Origin of the sequence: Fodinicurvata sp. EGI_FJ10296, from assembly GCF_040712075.1 — a bacterium.
Lineage (GTDB): Bacteria > Pseudomonadota > Alphaproteobacteria > DSM-16000 > Inquilinaceae > JBFCVL01.
The window spans coordinates 83,211-105,378 of sequence record NZ_JBFCVL010000001.1; the positions used below are offsets into that span (position 1 = coordinate 83,211).

A 22,168-nucleotide genomic window follows, 5' to 3' on the forward strand; every position below is an offset into this window, starting at 1 on the left:
GTCAGCCGCAGATGCCGATATCCGGCCCGTCCAGGGCGTTGGCCAGTTCGCCACGGCCATCGATGGCGACCGCCGTCAGGCCCAGCCATCGCGCCATCAATGCCAGTTCCGCCGCCAGCGGTCCGGCGACGGCATCGGCGCTAAAGCCGGGCTCCACATGCGCGGCACAGACCCTGAGAAGACCGGCGGCCCGGTCCGCTTTCAGATCCAGGCGGGCGGCAATGCTGTCGCCGAGCAGGAACGGCAGGACATAATACCCGTATTGCCGCTTATGGGCCGGCGTATAGATCTCCAGCCGGATGCGCGCCCCGAACAGCGCCTCGACCCGGCCCCGGCACCAGATCAACGGATCGAAAGGCGCAAGCAGCGCCCGGCCCGCCACGCGCCGGGGATGGCGCGCCTTGTGCCAGAGATAAGCCGGCCGCGCCCATCCCTTGACTTCGACGGGACGCAGCTCGCCGCTCTCCACCAGATCGGCGATCGCAGCCGACGCATCCGCCGGCCGGAAACGATAGTAATCGCGCATACATTGCTGGGACGCGATGCCCAGGGCCGACGCCGCCACCCGCATCAGGTCGCGCCGCGCATCGGCCGGATCGGGCGTCGGCATTGCCAGGATTGCCGGCGGCAGCACCCGGTCGGTCAGATCGTAGACCCGTTCGAAGGCGCCCCGACGGGTCGCCGTGGTGATCTCCCCGGCCCAGAACAGCCATTCCAGCGCACGCTTGCCCTCGGACCACCCCCACCAGCCGCCGGCGCCCCGGTCGCCGCCATCCTTGACGCGACTGAGATCCGATGCCGCGATCGGCCCGCGATCGGCAATTTCACGGCGAACCTCGTCGATGATATCCGCCCGTTCCCGGCCCCATCGGGCGAGTCCGGTATAGATATCCTCCCCCGCCGCTGCCCGCGCCATGCGCCACCGGAACAATGGCTGCAGGGAAACAGGCAGATACGACGCCTCGTGCCCCCAATATTCGAACAGCACCCGCCGCCGTCCCGCATAGGCCAGATGGTTCAGATCCGAAATGGTATAGGATCCGAGCCGCGAAAAACCCGGCAGAGTGTGGGCACGCGCGATCACGTTTACTGAATCGATCTGCAGAACGCCCAGACGGTCGATCATCCGGCGCAGTTGCGCCCGGCCGGGCGTGGCCGCATCGCGGTCGGCGCCGGTTCCCCGGCCCGAGAAGCCCTGGCCCGAAAAACCCTGCGCAGCAAGCGCGATGCGCCGTGCTGCCTTTTGTGACAATCGGTCGGACGATGTCGGCCGGACGGATGGCGCCAGATCAGTTGGCACCAGGTCGGATGGGGTCGGGCCAGTTGTGGCAAGTGCGGAACGGGGGGCCATGCCGCTCAACGTAGCAGCGATTGCGCCCCGTGCCATGCCTGATCAAGCACTTCCGCGGCGGGAATGGCCCTGGCCAGTGCGGCCGACTGCCCGGCCCAGGCCTGCATCCGATCGACGTCGCCCTCGTTCGTGCCGGCCGCGCGCATGGCGGCGGTCAAACCGCGCTGAATCGGGTACGGCGCCGGATCGGGCGCATCATTACCGGTCGCGGCGCGTACATAGCGGGTCGCGATGCTGCGCCCGGCCCGGCCGCTGAATACGCGGGACACCATGGTTTCCTCAGGCGGCGTGCGGGCCAGCGCGTCGGCCCAGGCCGCCGGGATGGTGGATTCCGGGCAGCGCAGAAAGCCGGTTCCGATCTGGGCCGCGCTCGCCCCCAGGGCAAGGGCGGCGGCGACGCCCCGGCCATCGGCGATGCCGCCGGTCGCGACCACCGGCAGTTTCACGGCATCGACGATGGCAGGGACCAGCGACACCAGACCGACGGCCGTTTGCTCGGCCGTTCCGGCGTCGAAACAACCGCGATGACCGCCGGCCTCAGCACCCTGGGCGACGATGACGTCGGCGCCGGCGTCTTCCGCCGCCCGGGCCTCGGCGACCGTGGAAACATTGGCGAACCAGGCGATACCGCGCCGTTTCATTTCGGCTACGAAGTCGGCGTCGTACAGCCCCATGACCGACGAGATGATTGGCGGCGCCGCTTCCAGCATCGCCGCGCATTGCGCCTTGAAATCCGGCGGGGCGGCATCGCCGGCGTCCGGCGCCACCTCAGGGCCCCACTGGCCGAGAAAGGCGCGGATGCGCGCCTCGGCGTCCGCATCACGCACCGGCGCCGGATCGGGGATCCAGATATTCAGTTGAAACGGACCATCGGTGCCGGCGCGCACGGTGTCGGCCCAGGACAGAATGTCCGCCGGCGGCATGAGCAGCACGCCTGCGGCGCCCAGACCGCCGGCCCGGGCCACGGCAATGGAAAGCGACGGCGGACACGCGCCCGCCATCGGCGCCAGCAGGATCGGCGCTTGCAGCCCGAAACGGCGGCAAAACTCTTCAGCTCTGGCCAGCGGTGCGCTCACCTTGGATTCTCCCGATCTTCGGCCCGGCATCGCCGATGCACAATCATTCAGAACGTATAAAAGCCGAGCAGCCGGAGTTGCAGAAATCCGGCCAGCAGCAGCGTATTGATCGACCAGACCACCGTCAGCCAGCGCGCAAGCAGCGCGTGGAGTTCCTGTTCGGCGTTCGGCGCGCAGCGCCAGACAGACACGACGATCCACAGCGTATAGGCCACAAATATCGGCAGCATGATCTGTTCGAGCCATATCACGGACTCGGCCAGCGCGAAGGCATATATGGCGGCCAGGACGGCGCTGGTCGCCACGCCATATATCCAGAAAACGCGCCAGAGCGGGCCGTTGCCGGTCCAATAGCGGTGCAATGCCGCAAGCGGTGACGTCCGGTCGGTCGGTGATTGAAGGGCGGCCATATCGGTACTCCCGTACAACCTGTGAGGGGTTTGTCATCAGTCGATCGGCTCAACGCCGCCATGGTATCACCGTATGACGATTTCGGGAACCAGCGGCCGCGTCGGTTGTTTATTGGCTGAAGCCGAAAGGAATCCGCCATGCATGAAGAACACATTGCCACACCGGAAAAGTCGCGGGCCTTCGCCCGGGAAGCCCTGATCAGCGAATTGCAGAATACCCACGCGCTCGAACGTCAGGCCATCAGCGTCCTGGAATCGCAGCTGAAAACCGTCTCGGCGTTTCCGGAGTTCCATGCCCGGCTCGCCCAGCATATCGGCGAGTCGCACGAGCAGTCCATGCGGCTCGAACGGGCTCTGGAGGCGTGCAACGCGGCCGGATCCTCACTCAAGGACGCGCTGGTCAGCTTTCTGGGCAAGGGCCAGTCGTCGTTCCGGTCGATCGGCGACGATGCGGTGTTGAAGGTGCTGCAGTCGAACACGATGTTCGAAAGCATGGAAATCGCCGCCTATCGGGGGCTGCTGGAACTGACCGACAAGGCGGGGATGGCCGAGCTTCGCCCTGAACTGGAGAAATCCCTGCAGGAAGAGGAAGCCATGGCCAGTTGGCTCCACGACAACCTGCAGAGTATCGTCGCCCGCTATGTGGAACTGGCCACGGCAGAACGCGTCGCCAACGAGGCCAACCAACCGGGATCGTCTCAGCCGGAGCGATCGGCCTCGGGTGCCGATGCAGACACGGACGACGAGGCGGGGCGCATGGATCCGTCGCCGCAGCAGGACAAACTGCACGGACCGAAGCGCGACCCTGAGTGACTCTCCGACCAGGGGCTGTCGACCTGTGTCAGGCGCGGATTCCCGATCCGTCGGCAGCGGCGGCGGCGCATCGCCGTGCCGCTACAACCGTCGTCGCCACCAGTCCTGCCGCCAGCAGAACGAATGCGATCGGGATCATCAAGGACATGACCGATATCAACGATGCCGTGACCTGCACGCAGAGAAGGATGAAGATGACCGGCGCACAGCAGGCGCTGCCCGCCAACAAGCCCGGCAGGCCCGCCAGAACCCCTGTCGCCGGGCTCAGCCCGCAAACGGCCGAGCAGCGCCGGGCGACGCGTGCCAGTCCGATCTGCATGCCGGTCAAAGCCCCCATGGCGGAACCGATTGCCAGGTTAACCGGCGAGATCAGCCAGACCAGATGCGGCGCTTCGACCACGGCGATCGGTTCGAACTGAAACGGCGCCCGTTCCCGCCACATCAGCCCTTCCCAATTCGCCACCAGAAAGAAACTGAATGGCCGCGCCGCGCCATCCAGAGTCAGATCCTGAACGGCGAGCTGATAGATCAGCAGATAGGCCAGCATCACCGACAGCGCCAGCAGCCATGCTCCCCGATCCCGGACCACGCGGCCCATGAGCCCATATTCCGCCATGCCCGCTTCCGTCCTCTTACTCATGCACGGCCGAGTCGGGATAGAACGCCGCCCAGGCGAACCACATCGCCGCGAACGCGTTCAGCGGCTCAAGACTATCGCCCCCCACCCATTCAACGGCGTGCGGCCCGGTCGGGTTGATGACAGCCTCGCCGGCCGTCTCGCCAATGAAGACGTAACCAGTATCGAGGATTTCGTCGTAGACGGCGGTGAAGACCTCGTCCCCAGCCTCCAGGACGAGTCGGCGCGCAGCCCGCAAGCTGTCCAGGTTGAAGGCCATGGCGACACGGTCGGTCCGGGCACCGATGAATACCTGTTTGTTGGCGAATCGGTCGTCGGTATTCATCAGCGGGAACATCGTTTCGCTATCCGGGACGTAGTAGCCCGAGATCGGGTTGTAGCCGCCATACGGGTCACGGTCGTAATTGCGCGCGAACCCGGTGTCGGTGGACAACACCCCGGTTTCAGGATGAGCAGACCGCCATCGCCCCCATGTCGTCCACAGCAATGCCCGTTCCCGCAATGACGCGCCGGCATGCGGGCCGCCAATGCCCCGCATCAGAATCTGCGGATACCAGGTATCGGTGTCCCGGTCGTACATGATGAGATTGCTGTTGACCAATTGACCCGTTACGCCGAATTCGGTGCCGCCGCGTTCGAAGGCGATCGCCGTCCCGGTCAGCGGGCAATAGGTGACGGCAATCCCGTCGCCGCCGACCGTATCGTTGACGATTTCGTGCCAGACCAGAATCCGTTGAGGATAGGCGCGCACGACACCGTTTTCGACCAGCCCGAAGACGACGTCATCCGGGGCGAGCCATGAATCGGCCTCGGCGGCACTATGGAAACGGGGATTGTCGATGGCGGGAATACCGTCCTTGCCCGGACCGCCCGACATTTTGGCGTCCCAATAGCTTTGGGCGTCGGCACCCATATGCCGATCGGTGCCGCTGACCGGGTAGCGTGGGACCGCCGCGAGAACCGATGCCGGCGCCGACGCGACGACCAGCAAGGGCAGGATGCCTGAAAGCACCGTTCGGCGTGTTGGCATGGGCTGTCTCCCGATCCGTTGACGGCAGGCACGCGGAAGCCCGCGCCTGACTATCGAACAAGAAGACGCCAGTTGCCTCTGATCATCAATTCGCGGAAACCGAAAGAGCCAGGTTTCGGAAGGTTGGCACGTTGGCGGGCAAGCGTGGTGCAGGCCCGCGACCGCGCAATTATTGCGCCTGTGGGGCCTGAGGCGTCTGGGGGGGATGTTCGTGATACCAGGCATCGATCGCCTCGTAGCAGGCCCGTGCCACGAGATCGGGCGAGCAGCCGGCATCGACGGCTTCCTGACAGATCTCATGGAGGTCGGCGGCTACGGCCGGAATGATCAGTTCGGACGGCGTATCACGCATTTTCAAACCCCTCAATGGTCCTTCCCGGGGTTCTGTCCGGCCCGGTCGGGACCGGCACCCCTTGTTCTGTTACGCAACGTCGGTGGCCGCCACGTCGTTCGACCCACTCTGTTGGATGGACCGGTTCGGCCGCGAAATCAATGAACCTTTCGAACAGGTAAGCTGTTCGAAGGGGCTTCGTCCATGTCTCGACCGACCAATCGCCATACCTCCGGGCGCGCAATGCTGCGACCTTAAGGGCTGGCGTATCGACGCCGGCAACGATGACCAGGCGCCGAACCGTACCGGCGGCGTGCAGGACGGGCAACAGATCGACCGCGTCGCGGCACGGCATGTGCACATTCGTTATAACCGTGCCGGGGCGATAGACGTCCAGCACCATGGCAAGCCGTTCCGACCGGGTCAGAGCGGCGAGGTCGACCCCGGCCGCGACCGCCACGGCGTCGACATAGCGCGCGAAATGGTCGTTGTCATCGAGAAAGACGATCGACCGGCCGCCGCGTCCCGGGCATGGGTCGGCAAGGGCACGATCCGGCAAAAGCCAATCGACGAATGTCATGGCGGCGATGCCGTTTGCGGGTGGGGCCCGAAACAGACGGGCCCTAATCCGCCTTCTCGGAGAACCAGTCTTTTCCCTGATAACGGTCGCCGCCTTCGGCCCCGATATTGGTGTCGGCGCTGCTTTCGGACTGGGTTTCGCTGTTCACCGCGACCTCGGTATTCGCCGCCGACCCCTGGTTGCCGTCGCTCAACTGGTCCGTTGTCTGATGAACCGTTCCGACTGATCCGTCAGACAAATTCTGCGTAATCTCGTTCAGATTGCCGACGGAGGTCGACGAACTGTTATAGGTATAATTATTGACGTACTGCTCCAGCGCCCCCTGTGCGCCGCTGCCACCGCCGCCATTGCGTTCCGCCTGCCGTTCGGCATGCTGGAATTGCGCGGCCATGCTGCGGTTGCGCTGGGACGGCGCCCAGGGCCGCTTGCCCATCTGCTGGGCCTCGGCCGACTGGACCGACAACGGCCCCGGCAGATTTCCGGCTTCCATTCCCAGTGTGACGGCGGCGATCGCGCAGAAGGCGGCCGAAAGAACGATGTAGCGCTTCATGAAAAACCTCCATGTGCGGCTTGCGCTGACGGCTTTGGCGGTGGGCGGATGGCCATACGGGGTGGGCGAACCCACCCCGCAGGCTCCCGCCATCCGATAAAAGCCGCATATCGAATGGTGGATGGCAGAGCGTCAGTCGTTGACGCCTCAGTTGTCGCCGGTCGGGTCGATATCGCCGACGGTGATGCTGATCGACTTGTTGTTGCCAACCGCCGTGGCGACGGAATTCACGATCGGACGATCGAGGTTGCCGAGGTTGGTGTAGTTGTGCAGCCAGACATCGTCGACGTTTGACTCGGCATCGACATTCGCCAGGGCGAACTGGGTGACGTCGCCGATCAGCGCACTGGAATCTTCAGCCATCATTTCACCGCTGAAGTTGTTGGCGACCGCCGTCGCCGCGCTGTCAACCGAAGAGTTCAGAACGTCGTCGACATCGGACTCCGCTTCGACCTCTGAATGCTCAAGCAGATCGAGGAGTGTGGCCGACGTTGCCAGACCCGAGATGACCAGACCCGAATTCAGGCTGTTCAACTGGCTATAGACACCGGTCAGCGCTTCTGCGTCGTCTTTGGCGTCCTCGTCGATGTAGCCGGGCACGTCAAAGGCGAATTGACCTTCGTGCAGCAGGATGCCGCCGCCGTCATGAGTGTCAGTGAATTCGGCATCGACGCTGGCATTGTTGGCGATGGCTGTCGCCGCACTGACGGTTTCTGGCAGTTCGGCTCCGGCGCCGAGAGCCTCCAACGGAACAACGTCGCCGATCTCGAACTCGGAGAGGTCGACAGCAACCACAAAGGTATTGCCATCGTTTGTGCATTCGGTGTCATTCGGGCCGGTATCCGAACACTGCAGCGTAGTTTCAGTCTCGCCACTAACGAGGCTGACACCATCGTTCGTGAACTTCAGCTTTGCTCCGCCGGTGATGGTTTCATCCCCGTGCCACTGAAAGTCGAAATCGCCATACGCATCCCAATCGACAGCGAACTCAATGATTCCAGGATCGCCCTCTCCCTCGCCCATGGGCTGGTTGTTCTCGACGTCGGAGACTTTGGATTCCGCATCGACGGAGCCGACGAAGATCTGCAGGTCCTCAACCATGCCGAGATTGTCGAGTTCGGTTGGATCGAACTCGTTGTTGAAGCTCCAGTCCAGATCGACGTTGGTGGTGACCTCGGCGTCCCATCCCCAGCCCACCTCATCGAAGGCAGTGGCCGGGGCGGCGGCGAGGGCCAGGCCCAGGGCGGCGACGGAGGCGCCGGCGAGCATTCCGAGCTTTTTCGTGCGTCTCATATCTCAGTTCTCCTGTGGACGATTGCGATCAAGGGTCTCGCTAAAGAACTCGGTCTCTGCCAGTTCGCATTCGGGACTGGACGGGAGGCCGAGGAAGTCCGTCATGATCTGATGGGTGGCCATCTCCACGACGGACCGCACGCCGAGTTGAAGCGGTTCGTTTTCGATACGACCCGCATCGAACTCCACGAGTTGGTCTCCGAAGAATCGGAAGACGTTGCCTTCGACTTCGTAGCCGGCAATCTGCTTCTGCAGCGTCGTGACGTACGGAACGTCGAAGGTGATCGGATTCACGACCCTGAGGTCGAGGCCGACATTGATGATGACCGAGCGCCCGCCGAACCCGGCGCCGCCGACATAAAGTCCGGCGCCCTGGCTGACGATGTTGTAGTTGAGCTCGGTCAGGGCGCCGAGGACGACGAAATTGGCCGGCCTGACGGTGGGACCCTGGGGATAGGTGCGCGGCATGATGCCCTGGCGGACCATTTCCCGGTCAGCCAGCGGGATGCGCAGGTCGAAGCGCTCGACCAGATTGACCTTGCCGGTCTCCCACAGGGCGCTCATGACCATTTCGGTCACGCCCTGGGTCAGCACCATGCTGTCGCTTTCCATATCGCGCTGGCCCGTCTTGTCCAGGATCTCTCCGACCGTAAAGGTGGGAAGGTTCTCACCCGGCAATTCCGACAGTTGCGCCAGACACTCGGTATAGGGTGTGTAGTTCGACGTTACCGGGAAGCTGTAAGACGGCTCGTGACCATTGGAATCAGTGGCAACGGTGGCGGCGCATCCGGTAAGTGTCGTCGCTGCAAGCAGCGATGCGGCTATAGTCGTTTTCATAATGACCTCTGTGCGGCTTTTCCAGAGATTTATTGCTGTCACTCACCGCACAAGACTATGAAAATGCGTCACTGTTGTATATTGGTATATCGGATCATTTATATTTCAGCAGGATAAAAGCAACTTTCCAATTTTTCCTTCTAATGAATATTATTCACTACATCAGGCGACTCTGTTTATCCGAAAGTCGCGCGCCGGCCATTGCCCGGAAATGAAGGGCGGAATCGAAAACGGACCGTCGGCGGGCGCCGACAGTCCGTTCCAGTTGACTTCTGCGATGTTCGGGATTGGACTCTCTTGGCGGGCGGCGCAGGACCAAGCCCTCTGCCAGAAGCTCACCCGAGCAGCGTCGCAAGGAATTCGCTTGCCCCGGACGCGATGCAGCACGAAGTGATGCTTCGCCGAGCCGGGGCCACACTATCATCGCTCTCGCGGGGCGTGTGGACCCCGGATGTCGCTTCGCCCCTTCGGGGATGAAATAGGGGGCGGATGCTGTGTCGAGAAACACAGTTGCCCGTTCGATGTCGTGCCGTCAGTGGGTGCTGGGCTCCAGCGGTGCGTCTGAACACACACCATGGGTAAGTCCCCAGATCGCGGCTTCGGTCCGGTTGGAGACCTTAACCTTGCGCAGCAGGTTCTTCAGGTGAAACTTCACCGTTGCCTCGGGCAGGGAAAGCCTGTGCGCAATCACCTTGTTCGGCTGTCCCTGAACCAGGCATTGCAGGATCTGCAGTTCCTTTTCCGACAGACCGGCCTGATCGGCAGCCGTCCCGTCGACGAAACGGTTCGACCCCTTGAAGGTCGTCACCAGAAAATCCGCCAATTCCGTCGGAAATACCACCTCGCCGGCCTTGACCAGTTCCAGCGACAGGTTCAGAGCATCGAGCGAAATGTCCGGCAGCACCAGAGCACGCGCGCCAGCCTGCAGAGCGCTTATCAGCGTTCTGGGATCGAGCTGGTCGGTCAATGCAACGATGCGATAATCACCCATTGCCTTCAGTTTGTGTATCCCGTCGAGAAAATCGTCATCATCGGCAAACCATTCGACCAGGATGAATGCATCGTGCGTATTCATTTCTCCGAGCTTTGGCAATACTGATGACAAATTCGCTCCTTCGAGAACGACCGAAAACGGTGCGCCCTCAAAAAGACTCCGCATCCCCTCACGGAACAATCTGCTCCTGTTGATTAGAATGATATTTGATTCAGTCATGCCGCCCCCTTTTGATTGATCGAGAACTTATTGATGATGATTCGTGCTTATGCTTCAGATTACATCCTCCTGGTAGCGTTTACAAACGTACTCATGGATGAAGGTCATTGTCAAATTGCGCGCGGAACTCGCCGTAAGGGTGGAGTTTTATCATACGATGATTTGCTGATAGTCATCCGAATGCACAATGGCTTCAAGTCCGTGCTAGATTGATCTAAATGCTTTTTCATTACCGTCAGCCGACTCATGCTTTTTTCCCGATACTCCCGGATTTTTTCGATCATTTTTTCAAGTCGTTTTTGTGATATATTCGTTTTTTGCGATTTTGTTAACGAAATATTAAATATTATTTTTCATACTTTACTTGATATTTTCGTATATATTATGGACGAAACGGTACCACAACATGACGCCACCTACAATGATAATAAAATCCCGTTTTTTGGGGTCGACCCTACCCAAAGGGGACATTACGATCGGCCCCCCTAGTTCATAGTAGGTAATCCAAAGGTATCGATATCGTCGATAACAGTCGGGAGCCCGATTTGTGCCAGTAATGCCGACGCCGGATTGTATCCGCCCGATTGTTCGGCACGGCCCACCCCGGTCGAATGACGGTTCAGGCTCCGCGACCATGAGTCTATGGCGCCGGCACGCATGTTGGGCTATCCATGCCCCGCCCCCTGACTATCGGGGCGATGCGATGGCGATAGCGGCAATGATCGACCCGCAATGATCAAGAGGTGACGATCGATGGCGTTGACCAATGACGCCGCGCTGAGCGGGCTGACTGTACTCGATTTGAGCCGGGTTCTTGCGGGCCCTTGGGCAACGCAGATCCTGGGCGATCTGGGCGCCGACATTCTCAAGGTCGAGCGGCCCGGCACCGGGGATGAAACCCGCGGCTGGGGTCCGCCATACCTGAAGGGCAGCAATGGCGGCGACAGCGACCGCGCGGCCTATTTCGCGGCGGCCAACCGCAACAAGCGCTCGGTCGCCGTCGACATGGCCCACCCGGACGGCGCGAAGCTGCTGCGCGATCTTGCCGCTGAGAGCGACATCGTCATCGAGAATTTCAAGGTTGGCGGACTGGCCAGATATGGCCTCGACTACGAGAGCCTGAGCGCGATCAATCCGCGCCTGATCTATTGCTCGATCACCGGATTCGGCCAGTCCGGCCCCTATGCCGCCCGGGGGGGATACGACTTTGTCATCCAGGCCATGTCGGGTCTGATGAGTGTCACCGGCGAACCAGACGGACAGCCGCAGAAAGTGGGCGTTGCGCTTACCGATGTGATGACGGGCCTTTATGCCGTGATCGGGATCCTTGCGGCCGTGTCGGAACGGGAGCGCTCGGGGCTGGGGCAGCATATCGATTTGTCGCTGCTCGATGTCGGGGTCGCGGCCATGGCCAATCAGGCAATGAACTATCTGGCCTCGGGCACCGCGCCGACACGCATGGGCAACGCGCATCCCAATATCGTCCCGTATCAGGTGTTCCCGACAAGGGACGGCCATGTGGTAATCGCAGTCGGCAACGACAGCCAGTTCCAGCGTCTGTGCAACGCCCTCGACCGGCCCGATCTGGCGGCGGATCCGGCTTTTGCGACCAACCGCGACCGGGTCGGCAGCCGTGAACGGCTGATCCCCCTGCTGACGGACGCCCTCGCCAGCGATACCACCACGTCCTGGGTCGGCCGTCTGGAAGACGTCGGCGTTCCCTGCGGCCCCGTCAACACCATGGCCGGCGTTTTCGACGACCCCCATGTCAAGGCGCGGGGACTGGCTCTTTCGCTGGACGATTCCGCCATCGGGCCGGTTCCGGGCGTGGCCAGTCCGCTAAATCTGTCGCGGACGCCGGCACGCGCCGTCACCGCCCCGCCCGCTCTGGGCGCCGACACCATGGCTGTTCTGCGCGAGCGACTGGCGCTGGACGATACGGCGCTGAGCAGGCTGCGGGACGCGGGCGCGATCGGCGGCAGAGAAGCCTCCAGTACCCAATCGTCGAAGAGCGGGCACGAGGCCGGCTCCAGCCGTAGCAAGGAGACCTCATGAACCGTCTCGCCGAATCGCTCGGTTTCGGAGCCCTGCTGTCGGCCATTTCCGTCACGCTGGCCATGGGCCTTTACCACGACCTGTCGCCGCTGTTTCTCCGCCCGGTCCTGCTGGCGGGTGCCGTCAGTCCGCTACTCGCCGGCACGTTGTGCTGGCTGCTGCTGAGGAAGTCGCACGATCTCCGCAGCGTTCTGATAACCGGGGCTGTGGCCGGGTTCCTGACCGTCGCGATCGGAACCGGGCTTTATGCCTCGGTCGCGCTTATTCCCGTCACTGCCGTTCTCGTCGGGCCGATCGTTTCGCTGCCGACGGCAGGCCTTGCGCTCGCCTATGCCCATTTTGCAGGACGGTGGTTGCCTCGTACCCTTAACAGTGCGGCGGGCGCATCGGACGCCTCACGGCTGGGATAGAGCCGGATACCGAACCTTGAGCTTTGTCGCGCCCAGTTCATAGACCAGCGGCGCCCGCACGAAATCGACTTCGCCATCATTCGCCACCGGGCGTGACTTCTCGAAGTCGATCCGGACTTCACGGGCCTCCATGGTTTCAAGTTCCGGGTCACGCTCGACCGAACCCAGGAACACGCGGGCCACCTGCTCCACCGCACCGAACCGGCTTTTCGGGTGCGATATGTAAACAGTCAGCGTGTCGCTATCGAGCGCAGGCCGGTCGAACAGCCGCCCGGCGCGAAAGCGGAACGCCGCCGCCGTGACGATCAGGGCCGTGGTTTCCACGTCGCGGACCTCGCCATCGGCAGTGATACGGACATGCATCGTCCGGTGACGCCGAAGCGCCCGATACGCCGCCCGCGCCATCGCCGCCCATTTGCCATAGCCGAACAGCCGCCGCCGCCGTTCACGGTCGATCACCATCTCGGGATAGAGACCCAGCGCCGACATGGTCAGGAACGGCTCACCATTCACGCGGCCGATACTGATCGGGCCGATCGGCGCCTGGCTGATCGCGGCCACGGCTTCGGACAGGTCAAGCGGAATGCCCAGATCGCGTGCCAGCAGATTCATGGTCCCGAGCGGCAGAACGCCCAGCGTCGTATCCGTTTCAAGGAAAAGCTCCGTTGCCGTTTTCAATGTTCCATCGCCGCCGCCGACCCAGACCTCGTCGGCTCTGGTGCGCGCATCGGCGAGTGCGTCGCGGATAGTCTCCGGCGACGACAACTCCACCTTTGGCGGCTCGCCGCCGGCGTCGGCCGCGGCCTTGTGAATGGCGTCGGTGATCTGCTGCTCGGTCATCTCGCGGACCGACCCCGCGCGCCTGTTGACGACGCAGACGATCGGCCTGGTCATGATGCGTCGCCTGAGAAGGTGGGGACTGAGCAGATGGGGAATGTCCCGTAGCGGGAGGGCATGGCGGTACTTTCGCGAAATAGAGTCGGGTTTGAGGGTAGGCAGAGGCGACACAAAGAACAAGCACCGGCCCAAAGCGTTCCAGCGGCAACCGCCCGGCCATTCGCCCCGTCTGCCCTCACAGGGGAAGCACGGCCACGAGTGCGGACAGCGTCAGCAGCGACAGCAACGTCGTCACCAGGATCGTGCCGGACGCCACCTGGCCGTAGATGCCATAGCGTTCCGCCAGAACGAAGACCGTGGCCGCCGAGGGCAGCGCGGCCAGCAGTATGGCCGCCGACACCCGGTCGGGCGGCAGATCGAAGAAGGCGGCGGCGAACCACCAGGTCAGCAGCGGCTGCGCAACCAGTTTCAGCGCCGAAAGTACGCCAACCTCTACCATGCCGTCACCGATCCGGGTCTTGACCAGAAACAGGCCCAAGGCGAACAGTGCACACGGTCCGGCCGACTGGCCGAGCAAATCGAGAAATCGGTGGACGGGTCCGATAACCGGCACCCCGATGACAGCCACCGCCAGGCCCAGCACGGGCGCCATGATCATCGGATTTGTGGCAATGGCGGCGGCGATGGCCCGCATTCGGGCGCCGGACGGGACATCGGATTTCACGTCCGCCTCGATCATGACGACGCCCAACGTAACCCCGACCAACCCATAGACCAGCGTCACCAGGGCGGCCGGGGCCGTGCCTTCGGGCCCGAAGGCCGAGACAAACAGCGGAATGCCCATGTAGCCCGAATTGGCGAAGGCGCCGGCCAGCCCGGCCAGCGACCAGACGGCCGCCCGGCGATGGCCGAGCAGCCGGGCGAAAAAGCCGCTGGCCACCGCTACCGCCAGTGCGGGGACGAAGAAGACGACCAGAAAGGCGATATCGAGCAGTTCGGCCGGATCGACGCTCGCCAGGGCCAGAAACAGCATCGCCGGCAGGGCGATATAATAGACATAGGCGTTCAGTCCGCCGCTGCTGTCGGTACCCAGCAAACCGCGCCATCCCGCCAGATAGCCGGCGAGAATAATGGCGAAGATCGGCAATACGACATCGATGATCGCGGTCACGAAACGGGACTCCCGGCGTGGATCAGGGGGGCGGGAACGAAAAGGCGGGCCGGTCGCAGGCACCGGGAGAGTGGCCCATGCCAGCCCCCGGAACAAGACCCCGGAACAAGACCGGCCGGACAGGAAACCGGCACCCGCTGCCCGGACTTTCGGCAGTTGAGCTATGGCCGGACCGTGGTATTCTCCCGCCCATAGATCGGGCGCCGGCCCAAAGGCGCGGCGGCCACAGCCCCACTTGATCCGGTGACCCATGTCCTATTCCATCGATTCCGACCGCCTGATGGCGGACCTCCGCGCACTGGCCGAATTCGGCAAACGCCCGCCCGGCGTCCACCGCCCCGCGTTTTCCGCCGAAGACATCGCCGCGCGCAAATGGCTGATGACAAAGCTGAAAGAGGCGGGTCTGACGCCGGAGATGGACCGGCTGGGCACCGTCATCGGACGCCATCCGGGGGCCAAACGGGCGATCCTGGTCGGCTCGCACACAGACACGGTCCCCAACGGCGGCTGGCTCGACGGCGCCATGGGCGTGATCTATGCGCTGGAGATCGCTCGGACGATCATGGAAAACGAGCCCGACGGCGAAATCGGCGTCGATGTCATCGATTTCCAGGACGAGGAAGGCAGCTTCCTGTCCGTGCTGGGCAGCAAGGTGTTTGTCGGCTCGGCCAGCCTGGAGGATGCGCTGGACCAGACAAATCACGAGGGCGTCAAGCTGGCCGAAATCCTGCCGACGCTCGATCTGCCCGATGGCGACATCCGGCTGGACCGCGACCGGCATGTCGCCTTTCTGGAAACCCATATCGAGCAGGGCCCGCGCCTGCTGTCGGCGGGCGTTCCCATCGGCGTCGTCCCGTCGATCGCCGGAATCCGCCGCTATGAAATCAGCACAGAGGGCCGCCCCGACCATGCCGGCACGACCCCCGTGCCGGTTCGCCGCGATGCCGGCATGGCGGTGATGTGCGTGGCGACCGCAATCGATGCGGCGTTCCGGCAGGCGGCATCGGACGGATCGACCGGCCCCGGTGCCGGCGATGCGGTCTGGAATGCAGGTGCCATCACGTTCCGGCCGGGCGCCTATAACGTCGTCCCCGAAGCCGCGGATCTCCTTTTTGAAATCCGTGCGCCGGACGCAGAGACCATCGCCGCCATGGACAGCGTCATCAGAAAGACGGCAGAGCGGGAGGCGCGTGCCCGGGATGTCGAGCTCACGATCACCGACAAGGCCAACGTCGCACCGACCGCGATGGATGACGGTGCGCAGCAGGCGCTGCGGGACGGGGCCGGCGACCTGCAGATGAAGTATATGGACCTGACATCGGGCGCCGGACACGATGCCATGGTCATGGCCGACCATGTGCCGACGGGACTGATGTTCGTTCCCAGCATCAACGGCCGAAGCCATTGCCTGGACGAGGACACCGACGAGGCCGACATCATCGCCGGCTGCAAGGCGATGTTCCAGGCCGTGCGCCGGCTGCGTTCGAGCCTGTCTTAACCGGCTGCCGTCCGTATAATCAGCTCCTTTTCTCCTCCTCGGCGGCGCGAAGCGTCATCCGGCAACTGTGTTTATCAATGCAGCATCCGCCCCCTATCTCATCCCCGGAAGCACGAAGTGCTGTCCGGGGTCCACACATTCCGCGAGAGCCCGTCCCGCGTTTCGTCCGCCGAGAGCCACGGCACCCGATCCCGGGTCGGCAGCGCGTCACTTCGCGCCGCGCTGCGCACGGGAATTGGAGAAGGTGGAAAGCGCCCCGGACCACCTTTTCCTGCCCCGGAAGCGCGCAGCGTCATCCGGCAACTGTGTTTATTGCCTCAGCATCCGCCCCCTATCTCATCCCCGGAAGCACGAAGTGCTGTCCGGGGTCCACACGCTCCGCGAGAGCGCTGATAGTGCAGGCCCCGGCACTCTGCAGGCAAAATCGTCCAAGCAAATCCGATTCATCGACCTCGATCGATGTCGACGCCTGCATACCGTAGGCGTTCACGGGGTCGCCGGAAAGACGGCTTGCGTTCCCAAGCGAGACAGGATATTTCACAACCAAAGCATATGAAATAGAAGGGTCGGCGGCGCCGCGCGCCGCCGGCGTCCTTTTTCGTCGCGCCTGCGGAGACGATCGATTCCTGCCGAAGCCACGACCCGCCATCAAAGCGTCGAAAGTGTCTCGACGCGCTTAGGCCGACTTATCCCCGGCCTCGCCGTTTGCACCCTGCTCGGCGGATTGGCACTGGGCGCCAACAGCCTCGTCGCTTTTCTGCCGGCCGTCGCCGTCGCCCTGGCGGCCGGCATGACGGCGCGCGCCGCCATCGGCGACCGGCCAAGCCTCGATCCCGGCATCGCCTATGCGGCACGGACTCTGCTGCGTCTGGCGGTCGCGCTCATGGGCGCGCGATTGTCGATCGACGTGGTCGCGGGCGTCGGCTCGATACCGCTGATTCTGGCGATTGCCGGCGTAACGGGAACCCTGTCGATCGGCTATGCGCTCGGCCGGCTGCTGGGGCTGACGCGCGGTCTCAGCCTGACCGCCAGCGGCGCCACCGCGATCTGCGGCGCCTCGGCGGCGCTGGCGATTGCTGCCACCCTGCCGGCTACCGAACGCCGACAAGCCGAAACCGTGTTTGCGGTCGTCGGCGTCACGGCGCTCAGCACCGTGGCGATGCTCGTTTATCCATGGGCGGCTGGTCAGATCGGCGTCTCCGATCTCGTCGCCGGGCTGTTCTTCGGGGCAACGATCCACGACGTCGCCCAGGTCGTCGGTGCCGGCGCGCTGGTCAGCGTCGACGCAACCGCCGTCGCTACCTATACCAAGATGCTGCGGGTGATGCTGCTGGCGCCCGTGGTCACCGTCACCGCCATCATTGCCCTGCGCTGGGAAACCGACGCCGCGGCGCCGAAAAAGGGCTGGAGGGCGCTGGTGCCGCCGCCGTTCGTCATCGCCTTCCTGGTGCTGGGCGCTGCCACCGTTGCCGGCCTGATCCCCGACATGATCCAGCAGGCGGCAACGGCGACATCAAGCGGCCTGCTGGTGGTCGCCATTGCCGCACTCGGGTTCCGGACGACGGTGGGCGGGCTGGCATCATTCGGCCTGCGCGGGCTGGGCTATATGCTGATGCTGACGGCCCTGATCGCCGCCATCGGTTTCACCCTGCTCGCGCTGCTGGCCTGACCGGCGGCCAGTTCAGGACTGGCCGCCGACCGAGGTCTTCTGAACTTCGGCCTCGGAGTCGGCAGTGCCGCCGACCCAGTTCGCCGCCTTGTCCTTCAGATCGCCGAACTTGTTGGACATCTCGGTAAGCCGGGCATCCCAGGCCGGATCCGGGCTCTGCCCCTCGATCGTCTTGAAGAAGACCTGCATCATGCAGGTGACGGCGAATGGCTCGACGATGGCGACCTTGACGCTCCAGGCAAGGAGAATGGCGATGACCACGCCGATCGCGCTCCAGCTGCCCGGGAACAGCGCCGCAATGCCGGCCGCAGGTGCCAGCATCACCAGGAAGATGACGATGGACAGGCCGTAAACCGCCAGGGTCAGCCAAACGGCGTTTTTCAGCATCGTCTGATAGTTCTGGCCATAATAGACGAGCGCGGTGCGGGCCGATTCCCACGGGTTGGTCGCCCGCGTCCGGATGGCATAGGCCAGAATGACCTCATCGATATAGCCGACCGCCGTTTTCAGGAACGCATGGATGATCGACACCAGATTGCGGACCCCGGGAATGGGCAGGATCGTGAAAACGGTCTTGATCATGCCCATGATCGCACGCAGCACGCCCTTGACCAGCTGATCGATACCGAACAGCACGCTGGCTTCAACGAAACGTTCCTTGACCACCGATTGCGCATGACCGATCTGGGATTGGCCGCCGGGCATCGGCTGGCCGTCCATCTTCTCGACCAGAACGGCAATATGCCCTGCCTTCACGATGTAAAGCAGGTATTCCCGGAACCAGTAGACGACGAAGCCGACCAGCGAAAAACCGATGAACCCGCCCCAGAATGTCGATCCGGCCCGGAAGCCTTCCTCACCCAATCCGCCGACGCCCCAACCGACTCCCGCGCCCGTTCCGGTGCCCAGAATATAGGCCAGCGTAATACCGAAATAGACCGCGAGACGCAGCAGTATGAAGGGCATGGTTTGCAGGAGCAAACCAATCGCCCTGCCAATGCTGAAATCCCACATTCTTGCCCGCTCCCGATAATTGTTTTCGTATGCTTTTTGTTCGTGTCTCAGCGTTGAAATGCGCGCCGATTTCGTTCTATCGGCGCCCAGTTTGGAAGAAGGTGCCAAAAAAGTATCGGGCGAACAAGGCTGCTGTAGTCCGTTTGCGCCAGGGCGCTGATACTTTCGGGGGAACGGACCCACCCAACAAGGCAATGAAGTCAAATATTAACTTCTTGCGGCAAGACTGCCGCCTTGCAGGCTGGGCAATCGGGTCAGGGGAGCTACGCGTGGCAACAGAAAAGTCTTTCATGCCGTCGGAGGAGGAAATCGACCGCCTCGCGACTCAGGAATCCATGGAAGAGGCGCGGGATATCATCTCGGACATGGAGTTGAAGCTCCAGGAGGCGCGCACCAACAGCCGCGACGGCGCCGTCATCGCCAAGGATCTCCTTCAGGCCGCCAGCAATCTGCGCCTCAAGGTCAGGGCCGTTTCCTTGCCGGGCCTTGGTGCGCTGACGCACCGGCTGGAAGATTACCTGACCAGCATTCGCACGATCGAGAAGCCGCATATCGCCGATCTGCAGCATTTCTCCGATCGAATCTCGGCCCTGCTGGATGGTGACGAATTGCCGGCAACCGACATTCCGTCGGTCGTCCGCGATCTTCCGCGCAAGCGCACCTTCGATGTCGAGGACATCTCGACCGTCGAGATCGACGTCACACTGGTCATGCCGCAGCGAACCGCCGCCCGTGTGGTTGAACGGGAACTTGCCGCCTGCGGCTATCGTGTTTCGACCGTGCTCGATCCGTTCGAGGCGCTGGAACTGATCCTGGAAACGAAGCCGGATCTCGTCGTCACCGGCATGGTCATGCCGCGCCTGACCGGCGTCGATCTGGCCTGCGCCCTTGCCGCGATGCCGAGCACGCGGTCCACGCCCGTGGCTGTGCTGACGAGCCTTGCGCCCGGTCACCCGGATCTGGCCGCCCTGCCGATGCATGCCGGACTGATCCGGCGCGGCGCCCAGTTCGGTGACGATCTGGCCCACGTCCTGCAGCGGTTCAGTATAACGTGAGAAATCCGCTCTAGTGAACGGCGGCGGGCTCTCTTGGGCCGGCCACCGGTGACTCTGCGTGTGTATCCACTCGTGAAGCCACTCGTGAAGCCACTGGGGCCGATTTCAGCGGTGACGCCGCCGGGATGCCGCCGATCTGGCCGTGCTGGCGAAGCAGCGACGCCAGCGCGCCGACGAACAGCGCTTCGCCGCGGCGGTTGGTCGGTTCGCGCATCAGAATTTCATGAATATCGGCCATCATGGCGGCCAGGGCGATATCCTCGATCCGGGATTCCACGAACCGCACCAGGCCGCCCTTGCCGGTGGTCAGGCTGTTTACCAGTCGGCGGACCACGGTGTCAGGAAGGATGAACAACCTTCCGGCGGTGCCGGCCAGCGTGCGGCCAGCTTCGTGGATGGCGGCGCGCGGTTCAAGCCGCCGACCGGGATTGGCCAGAAGCACGCTGCCCGTTTCGACCGTGACGGGCTTGTCATCGAGGATCGCCGCCAAACCGCCGTGCGGCGCGATCAGTATGCGGAAAGCTTCCGGATCGTCGGCCCGCTCGACAACCAACGGCCCCGGGGCAGGACCGGGGCCAGGACCGGGGCCGGAAGCGGGCGTCGCCCGGTAATCGATTGTCGAAACGACAATACCGGGCGGGCCGAGGATTGGACACGTCACGCGATCGACCATGTGTTGCTACCGCATGAGAAATTTTTGACTGCTTATTAAGCATGCCCGATCCCAACTGCAAGTCAACACCTTCGGTTGATAATTTTCAATTCCTTTGTTCTTTTTGCGCGCAACGCGGGGACGCCAGCGTGCCCGGCTCAGCCATAAGCCGGTGGCACCCCCAGAACGGTATCGGCGCGGCCGAGCAGCCCTTCGATCGATTGCGCGACCGCCAGCAGCCGCGGCTCGCTCCAGGCCCGGCCCAGCAATTGAAGACCGATCGGCATATCGGCACCATCCTTGCCGACCGGCATGGTGACGGCGGCCAGTGTCATCAGATTGCCGATGGCGGTGTTGCGCAGCGCCAGCATATTCGCCCTGGGGTATGCCCCTTCTTCGGCCAGACTGTCGACAGTCGGCGGCGTCGACGCCACCGTCGGCGTCAGGACGGCATCGACATCGGCGATCGCCGCGTCGGCATCTCTTGCCATCGAGTTGAGAATTTCGCGACGCCGGACATACTCCCATGACGACACCTGGTCGGCCCCGTCGACCCGATGGCGCACGTTCGGATCGAGGATGTCGAGCCATTCCGGCAGATGGCCGCGCAGAAAGGCGGCCAGTTCGCAGGCCGACAGGGCGCCCAGCTTGAACATGTCGAACGCTTCGTCGCAGCGTGGCAGGTCAAGCGTCACGATACGCGCGCCGGCCTGCTCCAGGCGTCCGATCGCCGCCCGGACCCCCTCTGCGACGCCGGGGCTGCAATCGTCGAAGAAGTATTGCTCCGGAACGCCCAGGCGCAGATCCGAAATCAGCGGCGGCGACATGACAGACATGGAGCGCGGCGACAATGCGCCATCGATGGCGTCATAGGCGAAGGCCAGATCGTCCACGCTGCGCGCCAGCAGACCGGGCGTATCGAGGGTGCTGGACAACGGCACGATGCCGGCTGTCGACCAGCGCCCGCTTGTGGTCTTGAGTCCGGCGACGCCGGTCATCGACGCCGGGACCCGGACCGAGCCGGCGGTATCGGTGCCGAAGGCCAGCATGGCCGATCCTTCAATCAGCGAAACGCCGGCGCCCGCACTCGATCCTCCGGGAACGCGGTGTTGCTCGCCGTCCCAGGGGTTGCGCGGCGTGCCCCAATGCGAATTCGTGCCCAGGCCACCGAAGGCGAATTCCACCGAATGGGTCTTGCCGGTGATCGGCGCCATCTGCTGCAGGACGGCCATGACCATCGGTCCCGCCTGCTCCCAATCTGCCGGTAATTGCCGCGACGACCCGGCATAGATCGGCATGCCGGGCACGCCGAAAATGTCCTTGATCGAGATCGGCACGCCCATCAGCGGTCCGGCGTCGCGGCCGTTGGCGATCATCCGGTCGACGATATCGGCCGTCTCCGCCGCGCGGTCGCCGTCCCATGTCTTGTAGGTGTTGTTCGCCCGATGGTGCGACTTGTAAGCGCTCGTCGCCTCGGCCATCAGGGCCGTCGCCGAGACCCGTCCGTCGCGAAGCGCGGCGGCTGTCTGGCGCAGGGTCGAACCTGGAATCGAGAAATCGGTCATCGCGCGTGTCCCGCTGTTATTGATGAGTTGCTGCCCGAAAGGGGTAAGCTCGGTGGGGAGTGGCAGAAGATCGCACGGCATCTGTAGCCGAGAATCGATCCGGCCGAAAGAAGCCGCCCGC

At 63.4% G+C, this 22,168-nt stretch carries 22 protein-coding genes; 6 read left to right on the forward strand and 16 right to left on the reverse strand.

Annotated features, from left to right (window positions below):
* Position 1 precedes the first annotated feature (1 nt).
* Genes ABZ728_RS00350 through ABZ728_RS00360 form a run of 3 tightly spaced genes read right to left on the reverse strand, consistent with a single transcriptional unit; the run spans position 2 to position 2,837 of the window.
* Complete coding sequence (locus ABZ728_RS00350; protein ID WP_366653551.1) at positions 2–1,387, reverse strand: winged helix-turn-helix domain-containing protein; 1,386 nt, start codon at positions 1,385–1,387, stop codon at positions 2–4.
* A complete protein-coding gene (locus ABZ728_RS00355; protein WP_366653552.1) occupies positions 1,357–2,427 on the reverse strand; it encodes a nitronate monooxygenase in 1,071 nt (356 codons plus the stop codon). Before ABZ728_RS00355 ends, ABZ728_RS00350 begins: the two co-directional genes overlap by 31 nt.
* 47 nt (positions 2,428–2,474) lie before the next feature.
* A complete protein-coding gene (locus ABZ728_RS00360) occupies positions 2,475–2,837 on the reverse strand; it encodes a hypothetical protein (protein ID WP_366653553.1) in 363 nt (120 codons plus the stop codon).
* 138 nt (positions 2,838–2,975) lie between these two features.
* Here ABZ728_RS00360 and ABZ728_RS00365 point away from each other — a divergent pair, with 138 nt between their 5' ends.
* On the forward strand, positions 2,976–3,650 hold the full coding sequence (locus tag ABZ728_RS00365; protein ID WP_366653554.1) for a DUF892 family protein: 675 nt from the start codon (positions 2,976–2,978) through the stop codon (positions 3,648–3,650).
* A gap of 28 nt (positions 3,651–3,678) precedes the next feature.
* Here the strand turns inward: ABZ728_RS00365 and ABZ728_RS00370 are convergent, their stop codons facing one another.
* From ABZ728_RS00370 to ABZ728_RS00405, 8 genes are all read right to left on the reverse strand, one after another.
* Entirely contained in the window at positions 3,679–4,290 is a 612-nt protein-coding gene (locus ABZ728_RS00370; RefSeq protein WP_366653555.1) for a hypothetical protein, read from the reverse strand.
* Positions 4,283–5,317 (reverse strand): DUF3179 domain-containing protein, encoded by a 1,035-nt coding sequence (locus ABZ728_RS00375; RefSeq protein WP_366653556.1) that lies wholly within the window; start codon positions 5,315–5,317, stop codon positions 4,283–4,285. Before ABZ728_RS00375 ends, ABZ728_RS00370 begins: the two co-directional genes overlap by 8 nt.
* 169 nt (positions 5,318–5,486) lie before the next feature.
* Complete coding sequence (locus ABZ728_RS00380) at positions 5,487–5,669, reverse strand: hypothetical protein (protein ID WP_366653557.1); 183 nt, start codon at positions 5,667–5,669, stop codon at positions 5,487–5,489.
* The gene (locus ABZ728_RS00385; RefSeq protein WP_366653558.1) at positions 5,662–6,228 is read right to left on the reverse strand and encodes a hypothetical protein; all 567 of its coding nucleotides are present in this window, start codon (positions 6,226–6,228) and stop codon (positions 5,662–5,664) included. The genes ABZ728_RS00380 and ABZ728_RS00385 overlap by 8 nt, the downstream gene beginning before the upstream one ends.
* A gap of 43 nt (positions 6,229–6,271) precedes the next feature.
* Entirely contained in the window at positions 6,272–6,778 is a 507-nt protein-coding gene (locus ABZ728_RS00390; RefSeq protein WP_366653560.1) for a hypothetical protein, read from the reverse strand.
* Between the two features lie 147 nt (positions 6,779–6,925).
* Entirely contained in the window at positions 6,926–8,071 is a 1,146-nt protein-coding gene (locus tag ABZ728_RS00395) for a hypothetical protein (RefSeq protein ID WP_366653561.1), read from the reverse strand.
* A 3-nt stretch (positions 8,072–8,074) separates the two neighbouring features.
* On the reverse strand, positions 8,075–8,908 hold the full coding sequence (locus tag ABZ728_RS00400; RefSeq protein ID WP_366653562.1) for a CsgG/HfaB family protein: 834 nt from the start codon (positions 8,906–8,908) through the stop codon (positions 8,075–8,077).
* A gap of 532 nt (positions 8,909–9,440) precedes the next feature.
* A complete protein-coding gene (locus ABZ728_RS00405) occupies positions 9,441–9,983 on the reverse strand; it encodes a response regulator transcription factor (RefSeq protein WP_366653563.1) in 543 nt (180 codons plus the stop codon).
* An 891-nt stretch (positions 9,984–10,874) separates the two neighbouring features.
* Here ABZ728_RS00405 and ABZ728_RS00410 point away from each other — a divergent pair.
* Together ABZ728_RS00410 and ABZ728_RS00415 are read left to right on the forward strand one after the other, a co-directional pair.
* On the forward strand, positions 10,875–12,176 hold the full coding sequence (locus ABZ728_RS00410) for a CaiB/BaiF CoA-transferase family protein (protein WP_366653564.1): 1,302 nt from the start codon (positions 10,875–10,877) through the stop codon (positions 12,174–12,176).
* The gene (locus ABZ728_RS00415) at positions 12,173–12,586 is read left to right on the forward strand and encodes a hypothetical protein (protein ID WP_366653565.1); all 414 of its coding nucleotides are present in this window, start codon (positions 12,173–12,175) and stop codon (positions 12,584–12,586) included. Before ABZ728_RS00410 ends, ABZ728_RS00415 begins: the two co-directional genes overlap by 4 nt.
* Here ABZ728_RS00415 and ABZ728_RS00420 read toward each other — a convergent pair.
* Positions 12,572–13,480 carry a diacylglycerol kinase family protein gene (locus ABZ728_RS00420; RefSeq protein ID WP_366653567.1) on the reverse strand — a complete coding sequence of 303 codons (909 nt, stop codon included), beginning with the start codon at positions 13,478–13,480 and terminating at the stop codon, positions 12,572–12,574. The genes ABZ728_RS00415 and ABZ728_RS00420 overlap by 15 nt on opposite strands.
* A 178-nt stretch (positions 13,481–13,658) precedes the next feature.
* The gene (locus tag ABZ728_RS00425) at positions 13,659–14,594 is read right to left on the reverse strand and encodes an AEC family transporter (protein ID WP_366653569.1); all 936 of its coding nucleotides are present in this window, start codon (positions 14,592–14,594) and stop codon (positions 13,659–13,661) included.
* A 250-nt stretch (positions 14,595–14,844) separates the two neighbouring features.
* Between ABZ728_RS00425 and ABZ728_RS00430 the strand changes: the two genes are divergently transcribed.
* Positions 14,845–16,092, forward strand: coding sequence for a hydantoinase/carbamoylase family amidase (locus ABZ728_RS00430; RefSeq protein WP_366653571.1), 1,248 nt, complete (start codon positions 14,845–14,847; stop codon positions 16,090–16,092).
* A 688-nt stretch (positions 16,093–16,780) separates the two neighbouring features.
* Complete coding sequence (locus tag ABZ728_RS00435) at positions 16,781–17,761, forward strand: putative sulfate exporter family transporter (protein WP_366654333.1); 981 nt, start codon at positions 16,781–16,783, stop codon at positions 17,759–17,761.
* A gap of 12 nt (positions 17,762–17,773) precedes the next feature.
* Here ABZ728_RS00435 and ABZ728_RS00440 read toward each other — a convergent pair whose 3' ends face one another.
* Positions 17,774–18,775 (reverse strand): hypothetical protein, encoded by a 1,002-nt coding sequence (locus ABZ728_RS00440; protein WP_366653572.1) that lies wholly within the window; start codon positions 18,773–18,775, stop codon positions 17,774–17,776.
* A gap of 269 nt (positions 18,776–19,044) precedes the next feature.
* Here ABZ728_RS00440 and ABZ728_RS00445 point away from each other — a divergent pair, with 269 nt between their 5' ends.
* Positions 19,045–19,830 (forward strand): response regulator, encoded by a 786-nt coding sequence (locus tag ABZ728_RS00445; RefSeq protein ID WP_366653573.1) that lies wholly within the window; start codon positions 19,045–19,047, stop codon positions 19,828–19,830.
* A 10-nt stretch (positions 19,831–19,840) separates the two neighbouring features.
* Here the strand turns inward: ABZ728_RS00445 and ABZ728_RS00450 are convergent, their stop codons facing one another.
* Positions 19,841–20,503: a hypothetical protein gene (locus ABZ728_RS00450; RefSeq protein ID WP_366653574.1), complete on the reverse strand. Its 663-nt coding sequence runs from the start codon at positions 20,501–20,503 to the stop codon at positions 19,841–19,843.
* A 137-nt stretch (positions 20,504–20,640) separates the two neighbouring features.
* Positions 20,641–22,047: an amidase gene (locus tag ABZ728_RS00455; RefSeq protein ID WP_366653575.1), complete on the reverse strand. Its 1,407-nt coding sequence runs from the start codon at positions 22,045–22,047 to the stop codon at positions 20,641–20,643.
* Positions 22,048–22,168 lie beyond the last annotated feature (121 nt).